This window comes from Ponticaulis koreensis DSM 19734 (assembly GCF_000420665.1).
GTDB lineage: Bacteria > Pseudomonadota > Alphaproteobacteria > Caulobacterales > Hyphomonadaceae > Ponticaulis > Ponticaulis koreensis.
Map to the genome: position 1 here is coordinate 468,872 of NZ_ATVJ01000001.1, position 13,814 is coordinate 482,685.

Below are 13,814 nucleotides of genomic sequence, written 5' to 3' on the forward strand. Positions count from 1 at the left end.
GCAACGCTTTTGGGCGATTCAGTCGCAGGGTGCTCAGAACGTGACCAGTTTGTTCGTAACCCGTTTCAGATGCTCCATGGCGCTTAGAAGAAACGAGCCGTTTTGCAAGATTGGCCCCCGAGCAAGCGGGGCAAAACCGCTTCTCCTGATTAACGATTGGGGAAAACAATGAAAGAAACAGTTTGGAAATGGACGGCCCGTTCCGCGGGCGCCGCCATTCTGAGCGGCCTAGCGCTGACGGGTTCAGCCTTCGCTCAGGATGCCGGTGAAGTCGCGGCATACGTCGATAACTCTTACCTCTTCCTGATTTCAGGCATGGTTGTCATGTTCATGGCGGCTGGTTTCTGTATGCTGGAAGTTGGTCTCGTTCGCAGCAAGAACGCGGCAACACAGTCTGTCAAAAACATCATGATCTACTCTGTAGCGGGTATCATGGTTTACCTCGTAGGCTACCACCTGATTTACCCTGCTGGCGACTGGATGATCCCGGGCGTTCTTGCTGGTTTCAACGTTTGGTCTGAAGGCGACCGCGCAGCTCTGTCTGACGCCGGTTACGCTCCTGCCTCTGACTGGTACTTCCAAATGGTATTCGTAGCGACTGCTGCGTCTGTTGTTTCCGGTACTGTTGCAGAGCGCGTGAAGCTTCTTCCTTTCATGATCTTCACAGCAGTTCTTACCGGCTTCATCTACCCGATCCAGGCTTCCTGGCAGTGGGGCGGCGGCTGGCTTTCTGAGCTTGGTTTCTCTGACTTCGCTGGTTCTACGCTCGTACACTCTACAGGCGGCTGGGCAGCTCTCGTCGGCGCAATCATCCTCGGCCCACGTGCTGGCAAGTATGTTGATGGCAAAGTTAACCCGATGCCAGGTTCCAACATCCCGCTCGCGGCTCTTGGTACATTCATCCTCTGGCTCGGCTGGTTCGGCTTCAACGGCGGCTCTCAGCTCGCTGCTGGCACAGCTGAAGACATCAACGCTGTTTCTATCATCTTCGCGAACACAAACCTCGCTGCGGCTGGCGGTGTTGTAGCGGCGGCAATCCTGACACCTATCTTCTTCAAGAAGATGGACCCGACAATCGTCATGAACGGTGCGATCGGTGGTCTGGTTGCGATCACAGCTGAACCATTGGCTCCGGCTCTGTGGGAATCAATCCTCATCGGTGCAGTTGGCGGCGCGATCATCGTGTTCTTCGTACCACTGCTCGACAAACTGAAAATCGACGACGTTGTTGGCGCGATCCCAGCTCACCTCGTTGCAGGTATCTTCGGTACACTCGTTGTAGCGTGGAACGGTGGTGACATCGTTGCTCAGGCGACCGGCGTAGTTGCCATCGGTGCATTCGTCATCGTGACATCTGCAGTGACATGGCTCCTTCTCAAATTCACGATCGGCATCCGCTGCTCTGAAGAAGAAGAGATGGAAGGCATCGACAAAGTCGAACTCGGTCTCGAAGCTTACCCGGAATTCTCCAAGTAAGTTTGACCTGATCCTTATGAAGAACCCCGGTCCGAAAGGTCCGGGGTTTTTTATTGCCTGCACTCGGAAAGCCACCAGCTGACTGTCAAAAGCAGCGCAAAATGGCTGGAACTGCAGTTATTAACGAAAAATCTCGCAGTTTGGCCCATTTTTCTGCCATATGTTTCCTGACCATTAAGCAAGAGACCGGCATTCTCAGAGCTACACCTAACGTTTTTCGCCTCTGAGATTTGCCAGAATGACAAATTCAAACACTGCTGCTGCCATGTCAGACACAACATCACAGATGTCAGGTGAACCAATCTGGCGCATCCTTACCGGCTTCGGAATTTTCGCGCTGGGCGTCTTTCTGTGCGGCGCGGTCGGCTATTACGACCCGCAGGACCCAAGCCTGAATGCAGCAACCGGCAATGAAGTCAGCAATCTCTTCGGCATGACAGGCGCTGTCGTGGCAGACCTCGCCAACCAGATCCTTGGTTGGGGCGGCATGCTTGGCGCATTCCTCGTATTCGCAGCAGGCCTTAAGCGTATGCTGCTGATCGGCAAGCCGTCCGCCTCCAATTGGGGGCTCGGCTTCCTCAGCGTTCTTGCTGCAAGCACGTGTCTTGCCTCCTGGCCTATCCCGAACAGCTGGGTGCTTGCGACGTCGCTTGGCGGGATGACGGGCGACTTCCTGTTCGGTCTGGCGCGCCTGCCGTTTGCGGCGCTTCGCGTGCCATATCCTGATGTCATCGCAGGTGTTGCAGCGGCTATCCTCTCCTTCTTCCTGCTGACCCGTGCAGCTAATCTGGAGAATCGCGACCTGACGCGCCTCTCGCGCCTGTTCTTCCGCAATGTCGGCAAGCTGCTGGCTCTGCTTCTTTTGCCGCTCGGCCCTGTCGGGCGCTGGATCAGCCGCAACATGGTAGCCGGCGTCGAAAAGCTCAAATCATCAGTCTCAGGACTGGTGGGCGGCCTGTTCAACCGTGAACGCGACGACTACCCGTATGTGCGCGGCGCGATCACGCCAGACGCTGATGACGAGTACGGCTATTTTGATTACTCAAAATCCCAGCGCGAAGCTGAACAGGCCGAGGCGCCACGAGCAGCCGACACCAAGCCTGAAACAAAAGCACAGCCGGAAGCCCCGCGTACGCAGCGCCGCCAACGCCGCGAAGCGCCCAAAGCCCCGCGCGTGAACAAGGCAGGCCTGCCTTCGCTCGACCTTCTGGTGACACCGCCAGCTCGCACAGGCACAGTAGACGAACATCTGCTTTTAGAGCGCGCGGAACACCTGATGCGCATTCTGAACGAGTTCGGCGTTAAGGGCCGCATCACACAGGTACGCCCCGGCCCTGTTGTCACCCTGTTCGAGCTTGAACCTGCACCGGGTGTGAAATCCTCCCGCGTGATTGCGCTTGCAGATGACGTTGCCCGTTCCATGAGCGCGATCAGCGCACGTATCGCCGTTGTGCCGGGTAAAAACGCAATCGGTATCGAACTTCCAAACAAATCCCGCGAGACGGTGTATCTGCGCACGCTTCTGGAAAGCCCGAGCTTTAATGACGGCAAGCAGAGCCTGCCGATGGCACTCGGTGAAGACATTGGCGGCGAGCCGGTTTGCGCCGACCTCGCGAAAATGCCTCACCTTCTCATCGCGGGCACAACGGGTTCCGGTAAGTCGGTTGGTATCAACGCGATGATCCTTTCGCTCATGTACAAGCTGCCACCTGAGAAGTGCCGCTTCATCATGGTCGACCCGAAAATGCTCGAGCTTTCGATCTATGAAGGCATTCCGCACCTTCTCTCGCCTGTCGTGATTGACCCGAAAAAGGCTGTCACAGCGCTCAAATGGGCGGTTCGCGAGATGGAAAGCCGCTATGAGATGATGTCCAAGGCGGGCGTACGTAACCTTGCGGGCTTTAATGAGAAGGTCGAAGAGCTGAAACGCACTGGCGGACGCCTCACGAAAGAAGTCCAGACGGGCTTTGAGGCCGATACAGGCCGCCCGGTCTATGAGACTGAGGAAATCCCGCTCGAGCAGGTACCAAACATTGTTATCGTGATCGACGAGATGGCCGACCTGATGATGGTGGCCGGTAAAGAGATTGAAGCCTGCATTCAGCGCCTTGCGCAGATGGCGCGTGCGGCTGGTATTCACCTCATCACGGCGACGCAGCGACCGTCCGTTGACGTTATCACCGGTACGATCAAAGCAAACTTCCCGACCCGTATTTCCTATATGGTGTCGTCCAAAATCGACTCGCGCACCATTCTGAACGAACAGGGCGCCGAGCAGCTTCTTGGCATGGGCGACCTTCTCTACATGGCGTCCGGCGGCAAGATTAAGCGTCTGCATGGCCCGTTCGTGTCCGATGAAGAAGTAGGCCAGATCGTCGAATTCCTGAAATCAACCGGCGAGCCGGACTACCAGACCGATATCACTGAAGAGCCGGACGAAGATCCGTTCGGCGGCGGTGGCGGCGGCGGCTCTCCTGTCATGGACGCTATGCTTGGCGGCCATGAAGAGGCAGACCTTCTTCAACAGGCCATCCAGATTGTCGTTCGCGACAAGCGCGCCTCAACCTCCTATGTTCAGCGCCGCCTGAAGATCGGCTATAACCGGGCCGCATCGCTGATCGAGCAGATGGAAGATATGGGCGTCATTTCTGCGCCGAACCATGCGGGCAAGCGGGAAATCCTGCGCAAAGCCCCTGGCGAAGAAGACTAACAAAAAAGCCCCGGACATCCGGGGCTTTGCATTTATGGGCTAGTCGATGCGTATCGCGACACGGGTACCACGACGCTCATGAGCGCGGTCATACCGGTCATAGCAGAAGGTAGATTCATAGCGCACACGGTCGCCATGCTGCCAGCCATACTGGAACCGGGTATGGCAGTCATAGCCGCCATAATACGGGTCGTAATGATATGCGCGGTGGGTATGCCCCGCTTGATACCAGTGACCTGAGGTATAGCCGTTATAAGTGAAGCTATAGCTGGAATGACGGCGTGGCTCCGGTGCACGGCCAACCTGCACACCGACACGAGCATCGGTGTTCACGCCAAGGCCCAGAAGCTGGGCAGACGCCTGCGGCGCGGAGAACATCGCGCCCGCTGAAATAAGTGCGACGCAGACGGTTTTAGTAAGTTTATTCTGTTTCATCATGATCGCCTCCTTTTGGCTTCTCATGATGGACTGACGGATGGACGAGATATTTATTCCCGCCTCTCTATTTTTCAGCCTTCGCAGGTCAGATGGAACGGAAAAGCAAGCCGGGCATTGCATCACCTCGCGGGCAGTTAGCGACTGCCGCACATAGAATTTTGCTGAACGTCAGGCAACGAATCTAGGCAGCGCGCCCAAATTAAGCCCTATTGTGGTGAAGGGCGTATTCTAGATAAGACACCTGACAAGTAATGGAGTGCCAGATGTTCAATTTTGCGAACTGGATCCTTTCAGGTGCCGTTCTGACGTCGCCTTTCATGGCGTTGGACACCGCACAGGTGGAAACGCCTGTCGTAGAGACTGAAACCGCAGCAAGTGCTGAGGCGGCTCCGGCTGAAATCGCGCCTGTGGAGGCCTTCAACCGGACAGAAGCGCTTGCGCGCGCGAACGCGTCCCTCAACGCGATTGATACCGCGCGCGGGCAGTTCTCTCAGCTCGACCCGAACAATCATTTCTCGACCGGTACATTCTATCTGAACCGTCCAGGCCGCCTGCGCTTTGAATACGATGCGCCTGTGCCTCTGCTCATCGTATCAGATGGTACAACGCTCGCGATTGAAGACACTGATCTGGAAACAGTAGACCGCGTGCCGCTGGTCTCCACGCCGCTGAATCTCATTCTGCGCCGGAATACAGATCTCGCAGAGCACGCTGATATCATCTCAATCGAGCGCAAAGCCGGTTATGTCGCTATCCGTGTCGCAGATAAATCCGGTGAAGCCGAAGGCGAGCTGGAGCTGTTCTTCGATCCTGAAGACTATACGCTGGCCCGTTGGGAAGCGATCGACATGATGGGCGGTATCACTACTGTTCAGCTCAACGACATTGAACTGGGTGTGTCCGTTGACCCGCGCCTCTTCAGAATTGAAGATCCTGAAGACGAGGATGACCGTCGCCGCTAGCTACAGAAGATGGCTCAACCACCAGAATCAAAAAAGCCGCTCTGATCGAGCGGCTTTTCTTTATTTCTTAGAGAGCTTGGAAAGCTGGGCCTGCATTTCCGCCATCTGGCGCTGCAGGGCATCAATCGTATCCGCTTCTTCATCCTTATCTGCGCGCTGCGCCTTTTTCGGCGGCGCTTCATCCTCGGCCTCAGGACGCGAACGGGCTGGCGTTCCAGCCGTGAAGAGGTTCATAGAGCGCTCGAACATTTCGAAATTACGACGCGCCTGCTCTTCAAACAAACCCATAGGGTTCGGGCCAACAGCCCCACCGGCCATCATATCGCGCCAGCGTTCCTGATTCTTTGTGAAGTTGTTCATCGCCATGTCGAGATAGGTCGGCAGCGCAGAAGACACGCTGTCACCATAGAAGCGGATGACCTGACGCAAGAAGTTAAGCGGCAGCGCATTGCCGCCCTTGTTTTCCTGTTCGAAAATGATCTGAGCCAGAACAGAGCGTGTCAGATCTTCGCCTGTCTTCGCGTCCTGAACGACAAAATCCTTACCTTCACGGACCAGCGTGCTCAGATGTTCCAGCGTCACATAGGAACTGGACGATGTGTCATAGAGACGACGGTTCGCATATTTTTTGATGATGATCACGTCGTTGAGACCTGATGTATCAGCCATCGATTTACCTTCCCTCACCTTGGGGCGGAATAAATTCCGTTGGGCAATGCACGCCCTTTATACGTTTCCTACCACAGACTCTTTAAACCAGAGTTTCGCGTTTGCAGCAAAAAACCACTCAAACGGGGCGTATGGCAAGGATAAATATAGCATTATACATATTAGGAATAGCTGAAATTCGCACATGCCACACCGTTGACAACCCCGACTTTCCTCGGTCTTTGCTTACTTAGGCGAGACATTTAGTCCTAATTCTAAAACCAGTCTGGTCGGTCTAAGAATATGCTGCAGCCGCTTACAGACCCAAAAAAGGGCAAAGGGGTTCAGGATATAGTTCAGCTCGGGGAGAATAGAATGAGCAAAGTAGCAGTCGTAACGGGTGGCACCCGTGGTATTGGTCGTTCAATAAGCGAACGCCTCGTCAAAGACGGATACAAGGTCGCTGCGACCTATGCCGGCAATGACGAAGCAGCGCAGGCCTGCGCAAAGGAAATCGGCGTTTCCGTATTCAAGTTTGACGTTGGCGATTTTGATGCCTGTGTAGACGGCATCGCAAAAATCGAAGCCGAAGTCGGCCCTGTCGAAGTTCTGGTCAACAATGCCGGTATCACATGGGATGCGCCATTCCATAAAATGTCCAAAGAAGCTTGGCAGAAAGTCATCAATGTTGACCTCGATTCCGCGTTCAACATGACGCGCAATGTCTGGGAAGGCATGCGTGACCGCGGCTTTGGTCGTGTGATCAACATTTCTTCAATCAATGGTCAGAAAGGCCAGTTCACGCAGGCGAACTATTCTGCCGCGAAAGCAGGTCTGATCGGCTTCACCAAAGCTCTGGCGTATGAAGGCGCGAAAAAAGGCATCACGTCTAACGTTGTTGCGCCGGGTTATATCGACACAGAAATGCTTCAGGCGGTGAAGCCTGAGATTCTGCAGGGCATTATCGCGACAATTCCTAACGGCCGCCTTGGCAAGCCGGAAGAGATTGCAAGCATGGTTGCATACCTTGCGAGCGAAGAAGCAGCCTTCATCAATGGCGCGACCATGACAGTCAACGGCGCGCAATACATTGCCGGTTAAGCCCTCTTAAAGGGAAAACACGGTTTAATTTCAGGCGGTAATGGGATGGTCAGATAGACGCCCCATTGCCGCCTTTTTTGTTAGTCATAACATCAGCATGAACACATCCCTGACCCGCAAACTCAAAACAGGACTTTTCTGTCTCGCCGCTGCCACCAGCAGCGCGTTGGCAATGCCTGCGTTTGCACAGGATGCGTCCGAAGAGATGAGCTTCCCGCATCTGTTTGCAGGCAACCCGATCTTTCGTGATGGCCTGACCGGCTTTCAGACGCTTGACGGCCGTGGCTTCAGCATGGAGCGCCAGGGAAATGTCACCCTGTTTCATATGAGCGGACAGACAGAGGTCTGGGCTCTGGAATCCGTGCCCGGGCCACGCGGTGATGAGTTCCTGAAAAATGACAATGGACGCATATTTGTACGCCTCACCGATCTTGGCGGCGTGATCCTGTATCTGCCATCTAATCCGCATGGCATGCCCGTGGACCCGATTGTAGAACCGGAGCCAATCCCGGAACCGCAATACATAGACAATCTGGAAGACAGCCTTCTTCTGTATCTGTCTCTTCGCGCTGGTCACCGGATGAACGTTTCTATTGAGGACATCGACGATAGCCGTGAACGCTGGCTGCATGATGCTGCACGTATCGCAGCAGAAACGCTCGTCGGCACACCAGAAGAAACCAGCGCGCTAAACACGCTAAGGATTGTGAGCGGTGAACGCGCCGATGTGAATATGACGGGTGATGGCGAACTGACCGTCTTCGTCAACCCCGAAGCAGAGTTTCAGGGTCGTCCGTCCTCGGACAGTCTGACTGTTTTCATCAAACAGCGGATTGCAAGCTAAGGCTTAGCACCCCTCAAAATCAGCGACGCGTGCGCGATACTCCGCCATACGCTCGTCCAGATTTTTACCCACCTCTTTTAAAAACTCCCAGGTGAACAAGCCAGAGTCATGGCCATCGTCAAAGATGATGCGGATTGCATAATGGCCTACAGGTTCTGCGCGCACGACGCCGACATCCTGCTTGCCACGTACCGGCGGCGGACGCTCGCCGCCATGGCCCTGCACCTCGGCAGACGGGCTTTCTACGCGCAATAGCTCAAACGGAATGACAAGCGGCTCACCGCTCTCATATTCCAGCACCAGCTGCTTAGCTTCTTTTTGAAAACGTAGCTTTTTGGGCGCCATTAATCTGTAACTTCAGACGGGTCCAACTCGCGGGCTTCATCTGCCAGCATGATCGGAACGCCGTCGCGGATTGGATACGCAACGCCAGCCTTCTGGGACACCAGCTCAGAAGCTTCCGGATCATAGATAAGCGGACCGCGCGAAATCGGGCAAACCAGAACTTCAAGAAGTTTCGGGTCGAGACCATCAGTGTTCAGTTCTGCCATTTCGGGGCTCCATTACCGGATGTATCGGTTCTGAATAATGCTATCAGACATTCCATCCGGGCTTTCAAGTCTCGCGCTTCAAGCAGCGCCTGTTTCTCGATCGGCGCAAACGGACAGCCCATAGCCAGCGCATTCACCAGCGCATCAAGCGGGGCATCTTCTACCGATGTGCGGTCAACAGAGAGATCATTGCGCGTGAGGTATTCGTCCATCTCTGCTATGAAAAGCTCGGGCGGCTCACCTTCCAGAGAGCGATCCGGCTGCAGATCTTTCTCATAGACGTCCCAGCTCACTTCCGCAGTTCGATAAGGCAGCTCCAGAGGCGGCTCCTGAACCACTTCAAAGCGAGACACACCGCGAAGTGTAATGAGGTAGCGCCCGTCTTCGGTTTCCGAATGGGAGACAATCTCCCCGAGCGTGCCGACAGCCGCGATTTCGGGATGATGCTTTGGTCCACCACCAAGCGCCTGAACCATGCCGATCAGCCTGTCGCCCGCCATAGCGTCATCAATCATATTGAGATAGCGCGGCTCGAAAATGTTCAGCGGCAGCAAGCCGCCGGGAAACAGTAATGAACCCGGCAGCGGGAATATCGCTATCGTGTCTGGCAGATCACCTGTGGTCTCAAACCGGCGCCGGGTCATATCGCCCCCTCATTCAAGGCATTGCTCTTCATGAGGGGCGACAGATAGGTCACGATTATGAGAAGACCAGTGCTGAGAGGCGACGACGGCCTTTCTTGGTGACGTCTGCCTTCGGACCCGCAGCCTCGAACAGCTTCAGAAGCAATTCCTTAGCCTTGCCATCTTCCCACGCCAGATCCTTCTCCAGAATCATGAAGATCGTATCGCTCGCCTGCTCGTGGCGGTTTGCTGCAATCTCGGCTTCTGCGAGTTCATAACGAAGCTGGAAGTTCTCTGGCTCGGCGTCAGCCTTGCCTCGCAGCTCTGCAAGCTCTTCGCTTTTGGTTGGCGTGGACATGAGGTCGAGCGCTGTCTGAACGCCTTTCACATCCGGATGGGAACGCTCGTCTTCTGGCACCATTTCCAGAACCTGACGCGCGCGATCATAGTCTTCGTTCGCGAGGTAACAGCGCGCCAGACCCGCAATCGCAGGAATATGAGACTGATCAGCCTGCAGGATTTGAGAATAAAGCTGAGCTGCGCCACCGACATCGCCGTTCTGGAACATCTGCGCCGCTTGCTCTGCAGCTTCTTCAAGCTGCTGTGCGCCAGACGTGTTGGACAGAAGGCGGTCAACAAACTGCTGCACCTGTGCTTCAGGCTGCGCGCCCATGAACGCATCAACCGGACGGCCATCAACAAAACCGAAAACGGCAGGGATGGACCGCACGCCGAGTTGGGTAGCGACGCCCTGGTTCTCATCCATATTGATTTTGACGAGTTTCACCTTGCCGCCCGCACCGTTCACTACGCGCTCGATAGTCGGGGTCAGCTGTTTACAAGGTCCGCACCATGGCGCCCAGAAGTCTACCAGAACGACCGCATCTTTAGATGCTTCGACAACGTCCTGCATGAAGGTCTGGTCTGTGCCTTCCTTGATCACGTCAGGGGCAGCCCCTTGAGTGCTGAAATCCATATTTCTCTCCGTCGGTCCGCGTGGCAGACAATGTTTTCTCTCAGATGGGATGTCTCATGCGCAGTGCAAGCATGTCATCAGCCCCGTCTGTGCTGAAATTTGCGTCAGCTAACAGCCGAAGGACATGATCGGCAATACCTGACCCCCAATACGTGCTAAACACCCGGCGGGTTCGACAGGGGGATATACGAAATGGCACTTGAGCTGCGCCCGAACTGTGAAGGTTGCGACAAGGATCTACCGCCGGACGCGATAGATGCCTGCATCTGCACTTACGAATGCACCTTCTGCGCGGACTGCGTGGAAAACCTTCTCCATAATGTGTGCCCGAACTGCGGCGGCGGCTTCATGCCTCGTCCGATAAGGCCGAAAGCAGCCTGGCGTGAACGCGTATCCCTGTCATATCAGCCTGCATCTACGAAACGCCGTGCACTGAAATATGACATGTCAGATATCAAGACGCATATCGACCGGATCAAAAACATTCCACCCGAAGAGCGCTAGTCGAGACCGGAGAAATCCACCACGTCACAGCTATGCCCCGTATGTGCGAGGAAACGATCAAAGTCCGCGCGTGCGATAGCTGTAGTCATGTCATTCCGCAGCGGGTGGAAGTTCATCGGATCGCTGTCTGAAAGCGTTTTCTCAAGAATAAAGCGCACGTGATGCCCGGTATCATTTGCAAGCGCGAACGCCGTAACACTGCCCGGCTGAACACCCAGATGTTCGACCATCAGTTCAGGCGACGCAAACGAGAGGCGCCCCGTTCCGATAACGTTATGCAGGCGGTTCAGCTTTAATTTCGTATGGGCTTCGGCAGAGATCAGCACCAGCTGGCCAGCCTTGTCTTTCATAAACAAATTCTTCGAGTGGCCGCCCGGCATGTTCACCTTCAGCTCGCGCCCCTCTTCGACCGTAAAGGTCGGCTCATGCTGAAAGGTGCGAACCGGAATATCCAGCGTTTCGAACAATCGAAACAAGTCATCAGACGTCATTGCCATGGGAGCCCCTTGCGTCGCTACGCACCTTCCTGTTCAACTCATCAGGATATGTAATGGCAAGTCCAGAGGGCCTGATGCAACTCGATTGTTACCGGATTTATGACACAGCACCGAAAATCATTCCCGGCCGTTCCCGCCGCGAATGGATGGACGCCTTTGCGGACCGCCACCCGTATCGCTGCCTGCCTCTGACAATGGCAAACTCTACGGGCTGGGAAATTCTGTGCCCGATTGATCTGGAGATTGAGTGGAATGGCGGCGAGATGGAAGACGCCATCACCTTCCGCAGTTCTGCTGGCCCGCAAGCCATCGCTTCTTTTGCTGCCAGCCATTTTCGCCGCGGTATTGTGACCATGCACACAGGCCATTTATTCCGGACGCCTCCGGGCTGGGGGCTCTGGTGTAATGGTGCACCGAACTGGCCAAAAGATGGCATTATGCCTCTGTCTGGCCTTGTAGAAACCGACTGGCTGCCTTTCCCATTCACGATGAACTGGCAGATGACGCGTCCGGGCGTAGTGCGGTTTGAGAAAGACGAGCCGTTCTGCTTCTTCACTTTGATGGAGCATGAAAAGCTCGAAGAGATTACGCCGCAGCTGCGCCAGCTCGACGACAATGAAGAGCTGAAAGCCGAGTTTAAAGCATGGTCCGAAAGCCGCGCCGACTTCAACAAACGCCTTGAAGAAGGCGAAGAAGGCGCTCTGCGCGATAAATGGCAACGCCATTATATGCGCGGAACGAAAACGAGCGGCCAGAAGGTCGAAAGCCACAAAACCAAGCGCCAGCTTCAGGCCCCTGTTGAGGCAAAAGACAAAGCTTGATCCGTGCTGCGGCCATTCTTCTTATCGCTTTAGGCCTTGCCGCATGCTCGGCTGACGACCCGTCGTCAAACTGGGCGCGCGGACAAAGCGGAACCGTTTCGCGCGTCATCGACGGCGACTCCTTCGTATTAGATGACGGGCTCGTCGTGCGCCTGGTCAGCATAGAGGCGCCATCCTTCGGATATCGTGGTGACGAAGATGATCCGTATGCAGAAGAGTCGAAACGCGCTTTGGAAAGACTAGTCCTCGGACGCCGCGTTGAGCTGTTTTATCCGGGCCTCACGCAGGACCGGTATGAACGCGCCCTGGCGCAGGTCTATGGCTTCAACGAAGCAGGCAGCCGGTTCTGGGTGAATGAGGAAATGGCGAGTTCTGGCAATGCATGGGTCAGGCTCTATCCCGACACTTCGCCAGGAAGTGATGCGCTCTGGATTTCAGAAGCCGAGGCGCGCGCAGATAGTATAGGCCTGTGGGGTGACGCCTCACCAGAAAGCTCTATCACTGACGCTGAAGACGCCGATGGTGAGTTTGTAATTCTGACTGGTCGCTTACTGGAAGGCACGGAGTATGAAACTGACTGCGTACACCGGCTCGTCGGATCAGACATATCGGTGCGTTACCGCGCGCTAGCCGGATGCAATGTCATTCCGGAAGGAGAAGTAGAAATTCGCGGCTGGGCCAGAAACGGATCAGTTAGCGCAGGGTATCACGCTAATATCCGCCCCCTGCCCGAAGATTAAAGCTGATCCGGCAGCAAGCCTGATTCTTCCGGATTGCCGGCGATATCGATCAGTATTTTCTTCAGCTTGCCCATTGCAGCCTGCTCAATCTGGCGCACGCGCTCCTTGGAGACACCAAGCTCCTGCCCCAGCGCTTCGAGCGTGACGTTCTCTTCCGTGAGCCGACGACGCATGATGATGAACTTCTCACGCTCGTTCAGATGCTCAAGCGCCTGACTGATCCAGCCGGATCGCTTCGCGTCATCATGCTCGCTCATGTAAGATTGTTCAGGCGTAGCACCCTCATCGGGTAGAAGGTCCTGAAATTCGGCACCAGAGTCGTCGGCGACAGGCACGTTGAGCGACCGGTCCGACGAGAAAAGCCGAGCAGACATGCGCTCAACGTCACGCTCCGGTACGCCAAGCTCTTTAGCGATATAGGCTTTGACCTCGGGAGACGGACTCGCATCCTGCACATCATCGATCTTCGCGCGCAGGCGCTTCAGATTAAAGAAGAGAGATTTCTGTGCGGCAGTTGTTCCTGTACGGACGATAGACCAGTTTCGCAGAACATAGTCCTGTATCGCAGCGCGGATCCACCAGGTCGCATAGGTCGAGAAACGAACATCACGCTCGGGGTCAAAACGGGCCGCAGCCTGCATCAGGCCGATATTTCCTTCCTGAATAAGATCATTCAGCGGAAGGCCGTAATTTCGGAATCGATTCGCGATGGAGATTACGAGGCGCACATAAGCCATGGTCAGCTCATGTAGTGCTTCTTCATCTTCCTCTTCACGCCAGCGGCGTGCGAGTTCCCGTTCGTGCCCCTGCTCAAGCAGCGGCGCATCCATTGCGGTTTTGACAAACTTCCGGTCAGCACCCGGGTTTGACACGTCGCTAACGGCCATGCGTATCTCCTGTGCTACAGAGAGATACGCAGCTTG

16 protein-coding genes are annotated in these 13,814 nt (G+C 55.3%); 8 read left to right on the forward strand and 8 right to left on the reverse strand.

Annotation, left to right across the window (positions count from 1 at the left end; all coding sequences use genetic code 11):
- The first annotated feature begins 168 nt into the window (after window positions 1–168).
- The gene (locus tag G523_RS0102505) at window positions 169–1,476 is read left to right on the forward strand and encodes an ammonium transporter family protein (protein ID WP_022693445.1); all 1,308 of its coding nucleotides are present in this window, start codon (window positions 169–171) and stop codon (window positions 1,474–1,476) included.
- A 238-nt stretch (window positions 1,477–1,714) separates the two neighbouring features.
- Entirely contained in the window at window positions 1,715–4,186 is a 2,472-nt protein-coding gene (locus tag G523_RS0102510) for an FtsK/SpoIIIE family DNA translocase (RefSeq protein ID WP_022693446.1), read from the forward strand.
- A 39-nt stretch (window positions 4,187–4,225) separates the two neighbouring features.
- Here G523_RS0102510 and G523_RS0102515 read toward each other — a convergent pair whose 3' ends face one another.
- Window positions 4,226–4,624, reverse strand: coding sequence for a hypothetical protein (locus tag G523_RS0102515; protein WP_022693447.1), 399 nt, complete (start codon window positions 4,622–4,624; stop codon window positions 4,226–4,228).
- A 263-nt stretch (window positions 4,625–4,887) separates the two neighbouring features.
- Between G523_RS0102515 and G523_RS0102520 the strand changes: the two genes are divergently transcribed.
- Window positions 4,888–5,586 carry a LolA family protein gene (locus G523_RS0102520; RefSeq protein WP_022693448.1) on the forward strand — a complete coding sequence of 233 codons (699 nt, stop codon included), beginning with the start codon at window positions 4,888–4,890 and terminating at the stop codon, window positions 5,584–5,586.
- 60 nt (window positions 5,587–5,646) lie between these two features.
- Here the strand turns inward: G523_RS0102520 and phaR are convergent, their stop codons facing one another.
- The gene (phaR, locus tag G523_RS0102525) at window positions 5,647–6,255 is read right to left on the reverse strand and encodes a polyhydroxyalkanoate synthesis repressor PhaR (RefSeq protein WP_022693449.1); all 609 of its coding nucleotides are present in this window, start codon (window positions 6,253–6,255) and stop codon (window positions 5,647–5,649) included.
- A 354-nt stretch (window positions 6,256–6,609) separates the two neighbouring features.
- Between phaR and phbB the strand changes: the two genes are divergently transcribed.
- Together phbB and G523_RS0102535 are read left to right on the forward strand one after the other, a co-directional pair.
- Window positions 6,610–7,335, forward strand: a complete 726-nt coding sequence (gene phbB / locus G523_RS0102530) for an acetoacetyl-CoA reductase (RefSeq protein WP_022693450.1) — start codon at window positions 6,610–6,612, stop codon at window positions 7,333–7,335.
- Window positions 7,336–7,432: 97 nt separating this feature from the next.
- Window positions 7,433–8,179, forward strand: coding sequence for a DUF4908 domain-containing protein (locus G523_RS0102535; RefSeq protein ID WP_162141018.1), 747 nt, complete (start codon window positions 7,433–7,435; stop codon window positions 8,177–8,179).
- Window positions 8,180–8,182: 3 nt separating this feature from the next.
- Here the strand turns inward: G523_RS0102535 and G523_RS0102540 are convergent, their stop codons facing one another.
- The 4 genes from G523_RS0102540 to trxA are packed head-to-tail and all read right to left on the reverse strand — an operon-like array spanning window position 8,183 to window position 10,329.
- Window positions 8,183–8,524, reverse strand: coding sequence for a gamma-butyrobetaine hydroxylase-like domain-containing protein (locus G523_RS0102540; protein WP_022693452.1), 342 nt, complete (start codon window positions 8,522–8,524; stop codon window positions 8,183–8,185).
- Complete coding sequence (locus tag G523_RS0102545; protein WP_022693453.1) at window positions 8,524–8,730, reverse strand: Trm112 family protein; 207 nt, start codon at window positions 8,728–8,730, stop codon at window positions 8,524–8,526. Before G523_RS0102545 ends, G523_RS0102540 begins: the two co-directional genes overlap by 1 nt.
- The gene (locus tag G523_RS0102550; protein ID WP_022693454.1) at window positions 8,718–9,374 is read right to left on the reverse strand and encodes an LON peptidase substrate-binding domain-containing protein; all 657 of its coding nucleotides are present in this window, start codon (window positions 9,372–9,374) and stop codon (window positions 8,718–8,720) included. The genes G523_RS0102545 and G523_RS0102550 overlap by 13 nt, the downstream gene beginning before the upstream one ends.
- Before the next feature lie 55 nt (window positions 9,375–9,429).
- Entirely contained in the window at window positions 9,430–10,329 is a 900-nt protein-coding gene (trxA, locus tag G523_RS0102555; protein WP_022693455.1) for a thioredoxin, read from the reverse strand.
- A 192-nt stretch (window positions 10,330–10,521) separates the two neighbouring features.
- Here trxA and G523_RS0102560 point away from each other — a divergent pair, with 192 nt between their 5' ends.
- Window positions 10,522–10,833, forward strand: coding sequence for a DUF1272 domain-containing protein (locus G523_RS0102560; protein WP_022693456.1), 312 nt, complete (start codon window positions 10,522–10,524; stop codon window positions 10,831–10,833).
- On the opposite strand, the gene G523_RS0102565 is transcribed toward G523_RS0102560, so the two are convergent.
- Window positions 10,830–11,330, reverse strand: coding sequence for a prolyl-tRNA synthetase associated domain-containing protein (locus G523_RS0102565; protein WP_022693457.1), 501 nt, complete (start codon window positions 11,328–11,330; stop codon window positions 10,830–10,832). The genes G523_RS0102560 and G523_RS0102565 overlap by 4 nt on opposite strands.
- 53 nt (window positions 11,331–11,383) lie before the next feature.
- Here G523_RS0102565 and G523_RS0102570 point away from each other — a divergent pair, with 53 nt between their 5' ends.
- Both G523_RS0102570 and G523_RS20035 read left to right on the forward strand, forming a co-directional pair.
- Window positions 11,384–12,151, forward strand: a complete 768-nt coding sequence (locus tag G523_RS0102570) for a DUF6065 family protein (RefSeq protein ID WP_022693458.1) — start codon at window positions 11,384–11,386, stop codon at window positions 12,149–12,151.
- A complete protein-coding gene (locus G523_RS20035; RefSeq protein WP_022693459.1) occupies window positions 12,148–12,891 on the forward strand; it encodes a thermonuclease family protein in 744 nt (247 codons plus the stop codon). Before G523_RS0102570 ends, G523_RS20035 begins: the two co-directional genes overlap by 4 nt.
- Here the strand turns inward: G523_RS20035 and G523_RS0102580 are convergent.
- On the reverse strand, window positions 12,888–13,778 hold the full coding sequence (locus tag G523_RS0102580; RefSeq protein WP_022693460.1) for an RNA polymerase factor sigma-32: 891 nt from the start codon (window positions 13,776–13,778) through the stop codon (window positions 12,888–12,890). The genes G523_RS20035 and G523_RS0102580 overlap by 4 nt on opposite strands.
- Between the last annotated feature and the right edge of the window lie 36 nt (window positions 13,779–13,814).

What these genes read in the sequence shown, in the direction of transcription:
- G523_RS0102540 (WP_022693452.1), bottom strand. Translation starts at nt 8,524, where the DNA reads ATGGCGCCCAAAAAGCTACGTTTTCAAAAAGAAGCTAAGCAGCTGGTG.
- G523_RS0102535 (WP_162141018.1), top strand. Translation starts at nt 7,433, where the DNA reads ATGAACACATCCCTGACCCGCAAACTCAAAACAGGACTTTTCTGTCTC.
- phaR (WP_022693449.1), bottom strand. Translation starts at nt 6,255, where the DNA reads ATGGCTGATACATCAGGTCTCAACGACGTGATCATCATCAAAAAATAT.
- G523_RS0102520 (WP_022693448.1), top strand. Translation starts at nt 4,888, where the DNA reads ATGTTCAATTTTGCGAACTGGATCCTTTCAGGTGCCGTTCTGACGTCG.
- G523_RS0102565 (WP_022693457.1), bottom strand. Translation starts at nt 11,330, where the DNA reads ATGGCAATGACGTCTGATGACTTGTTTCGATTGTTCGAAACGCTGGAT.
- G523_RS0102505 (WP_022693445.1), top strand. Translation starts at nt 169, where the DNA reads ATGAAAGAAACAGTTTGGAAATGGACGGCCCGTTCCGCGGGCGCCGCC.
- G523_RS0102545 (WP_022693453.1), bottom strand. Translation starts at nt 8,730, where the DNA reads ATGGCAGAACTGAACACTGATGGTCTCGACCCGAAACTTCTTGAAGTT.
- trxA (WP_022693455.1), bottom strand. Translation starts at nt 10,329, where the DNA reads ATGGATTTCAGCACTCAAGGGGCTGCCCCTGACGTGATCAAGGAAGGC.
- G523_RS0102515 (WP_022693447.1), bottom strand. Translation starts at nt 4,624, where the DNA reads ATGATGAAACAGAATAAACTTACTAAAACCGTCTGCGTCGCACTTATT.
- G523_RS0102570 (WP_022693458.1), top strand. Translation starts at nt 11,384, where the DNA reads ATGGCAAGTCCAGAGGGCCTGATGCAACTCGATTGTTACCGGATTTAT.
- phbB (WP_022693450.1), top strand. Translation starts at nt 6,610, where the DNA reads ATGAGCAAAGTAGCAGTCGTAACGGGTGGCACCCGTGGTATTGGTCGT.
- G523_RS0102550 (WP_022693454.1), bottom strand. Translation starts at nt 9,374, where the DNA reads ATGACCCGGCGCCGGTTTGAGACCACAGGTGATCTGCCAGACACGATA.
- G523_RS0102580 (WP_022693460.1), bottom strand. Translation starts at nt 13,778, where the DNA reads ATGGCCGTTAGCGACGTGTCAAACCCGGGTGCTGACCGGAAGTTTGTC.
- G523_RS0102560 (WP_022693456.1), top strand. Translation starts at nt 10,522, where the DNA reads ATGGCACTTGAGCTGCGCCCGAACTGTGAAGGTTGCGACAAGGATCTA.
- G523_RS0102510 (WP_022693446.1), top strand. Translation starts at nt 1,715, where the DNA reads ATGACAAATTCAAACACTGCTGCTGCCATGTCAGACACAACATCACAG.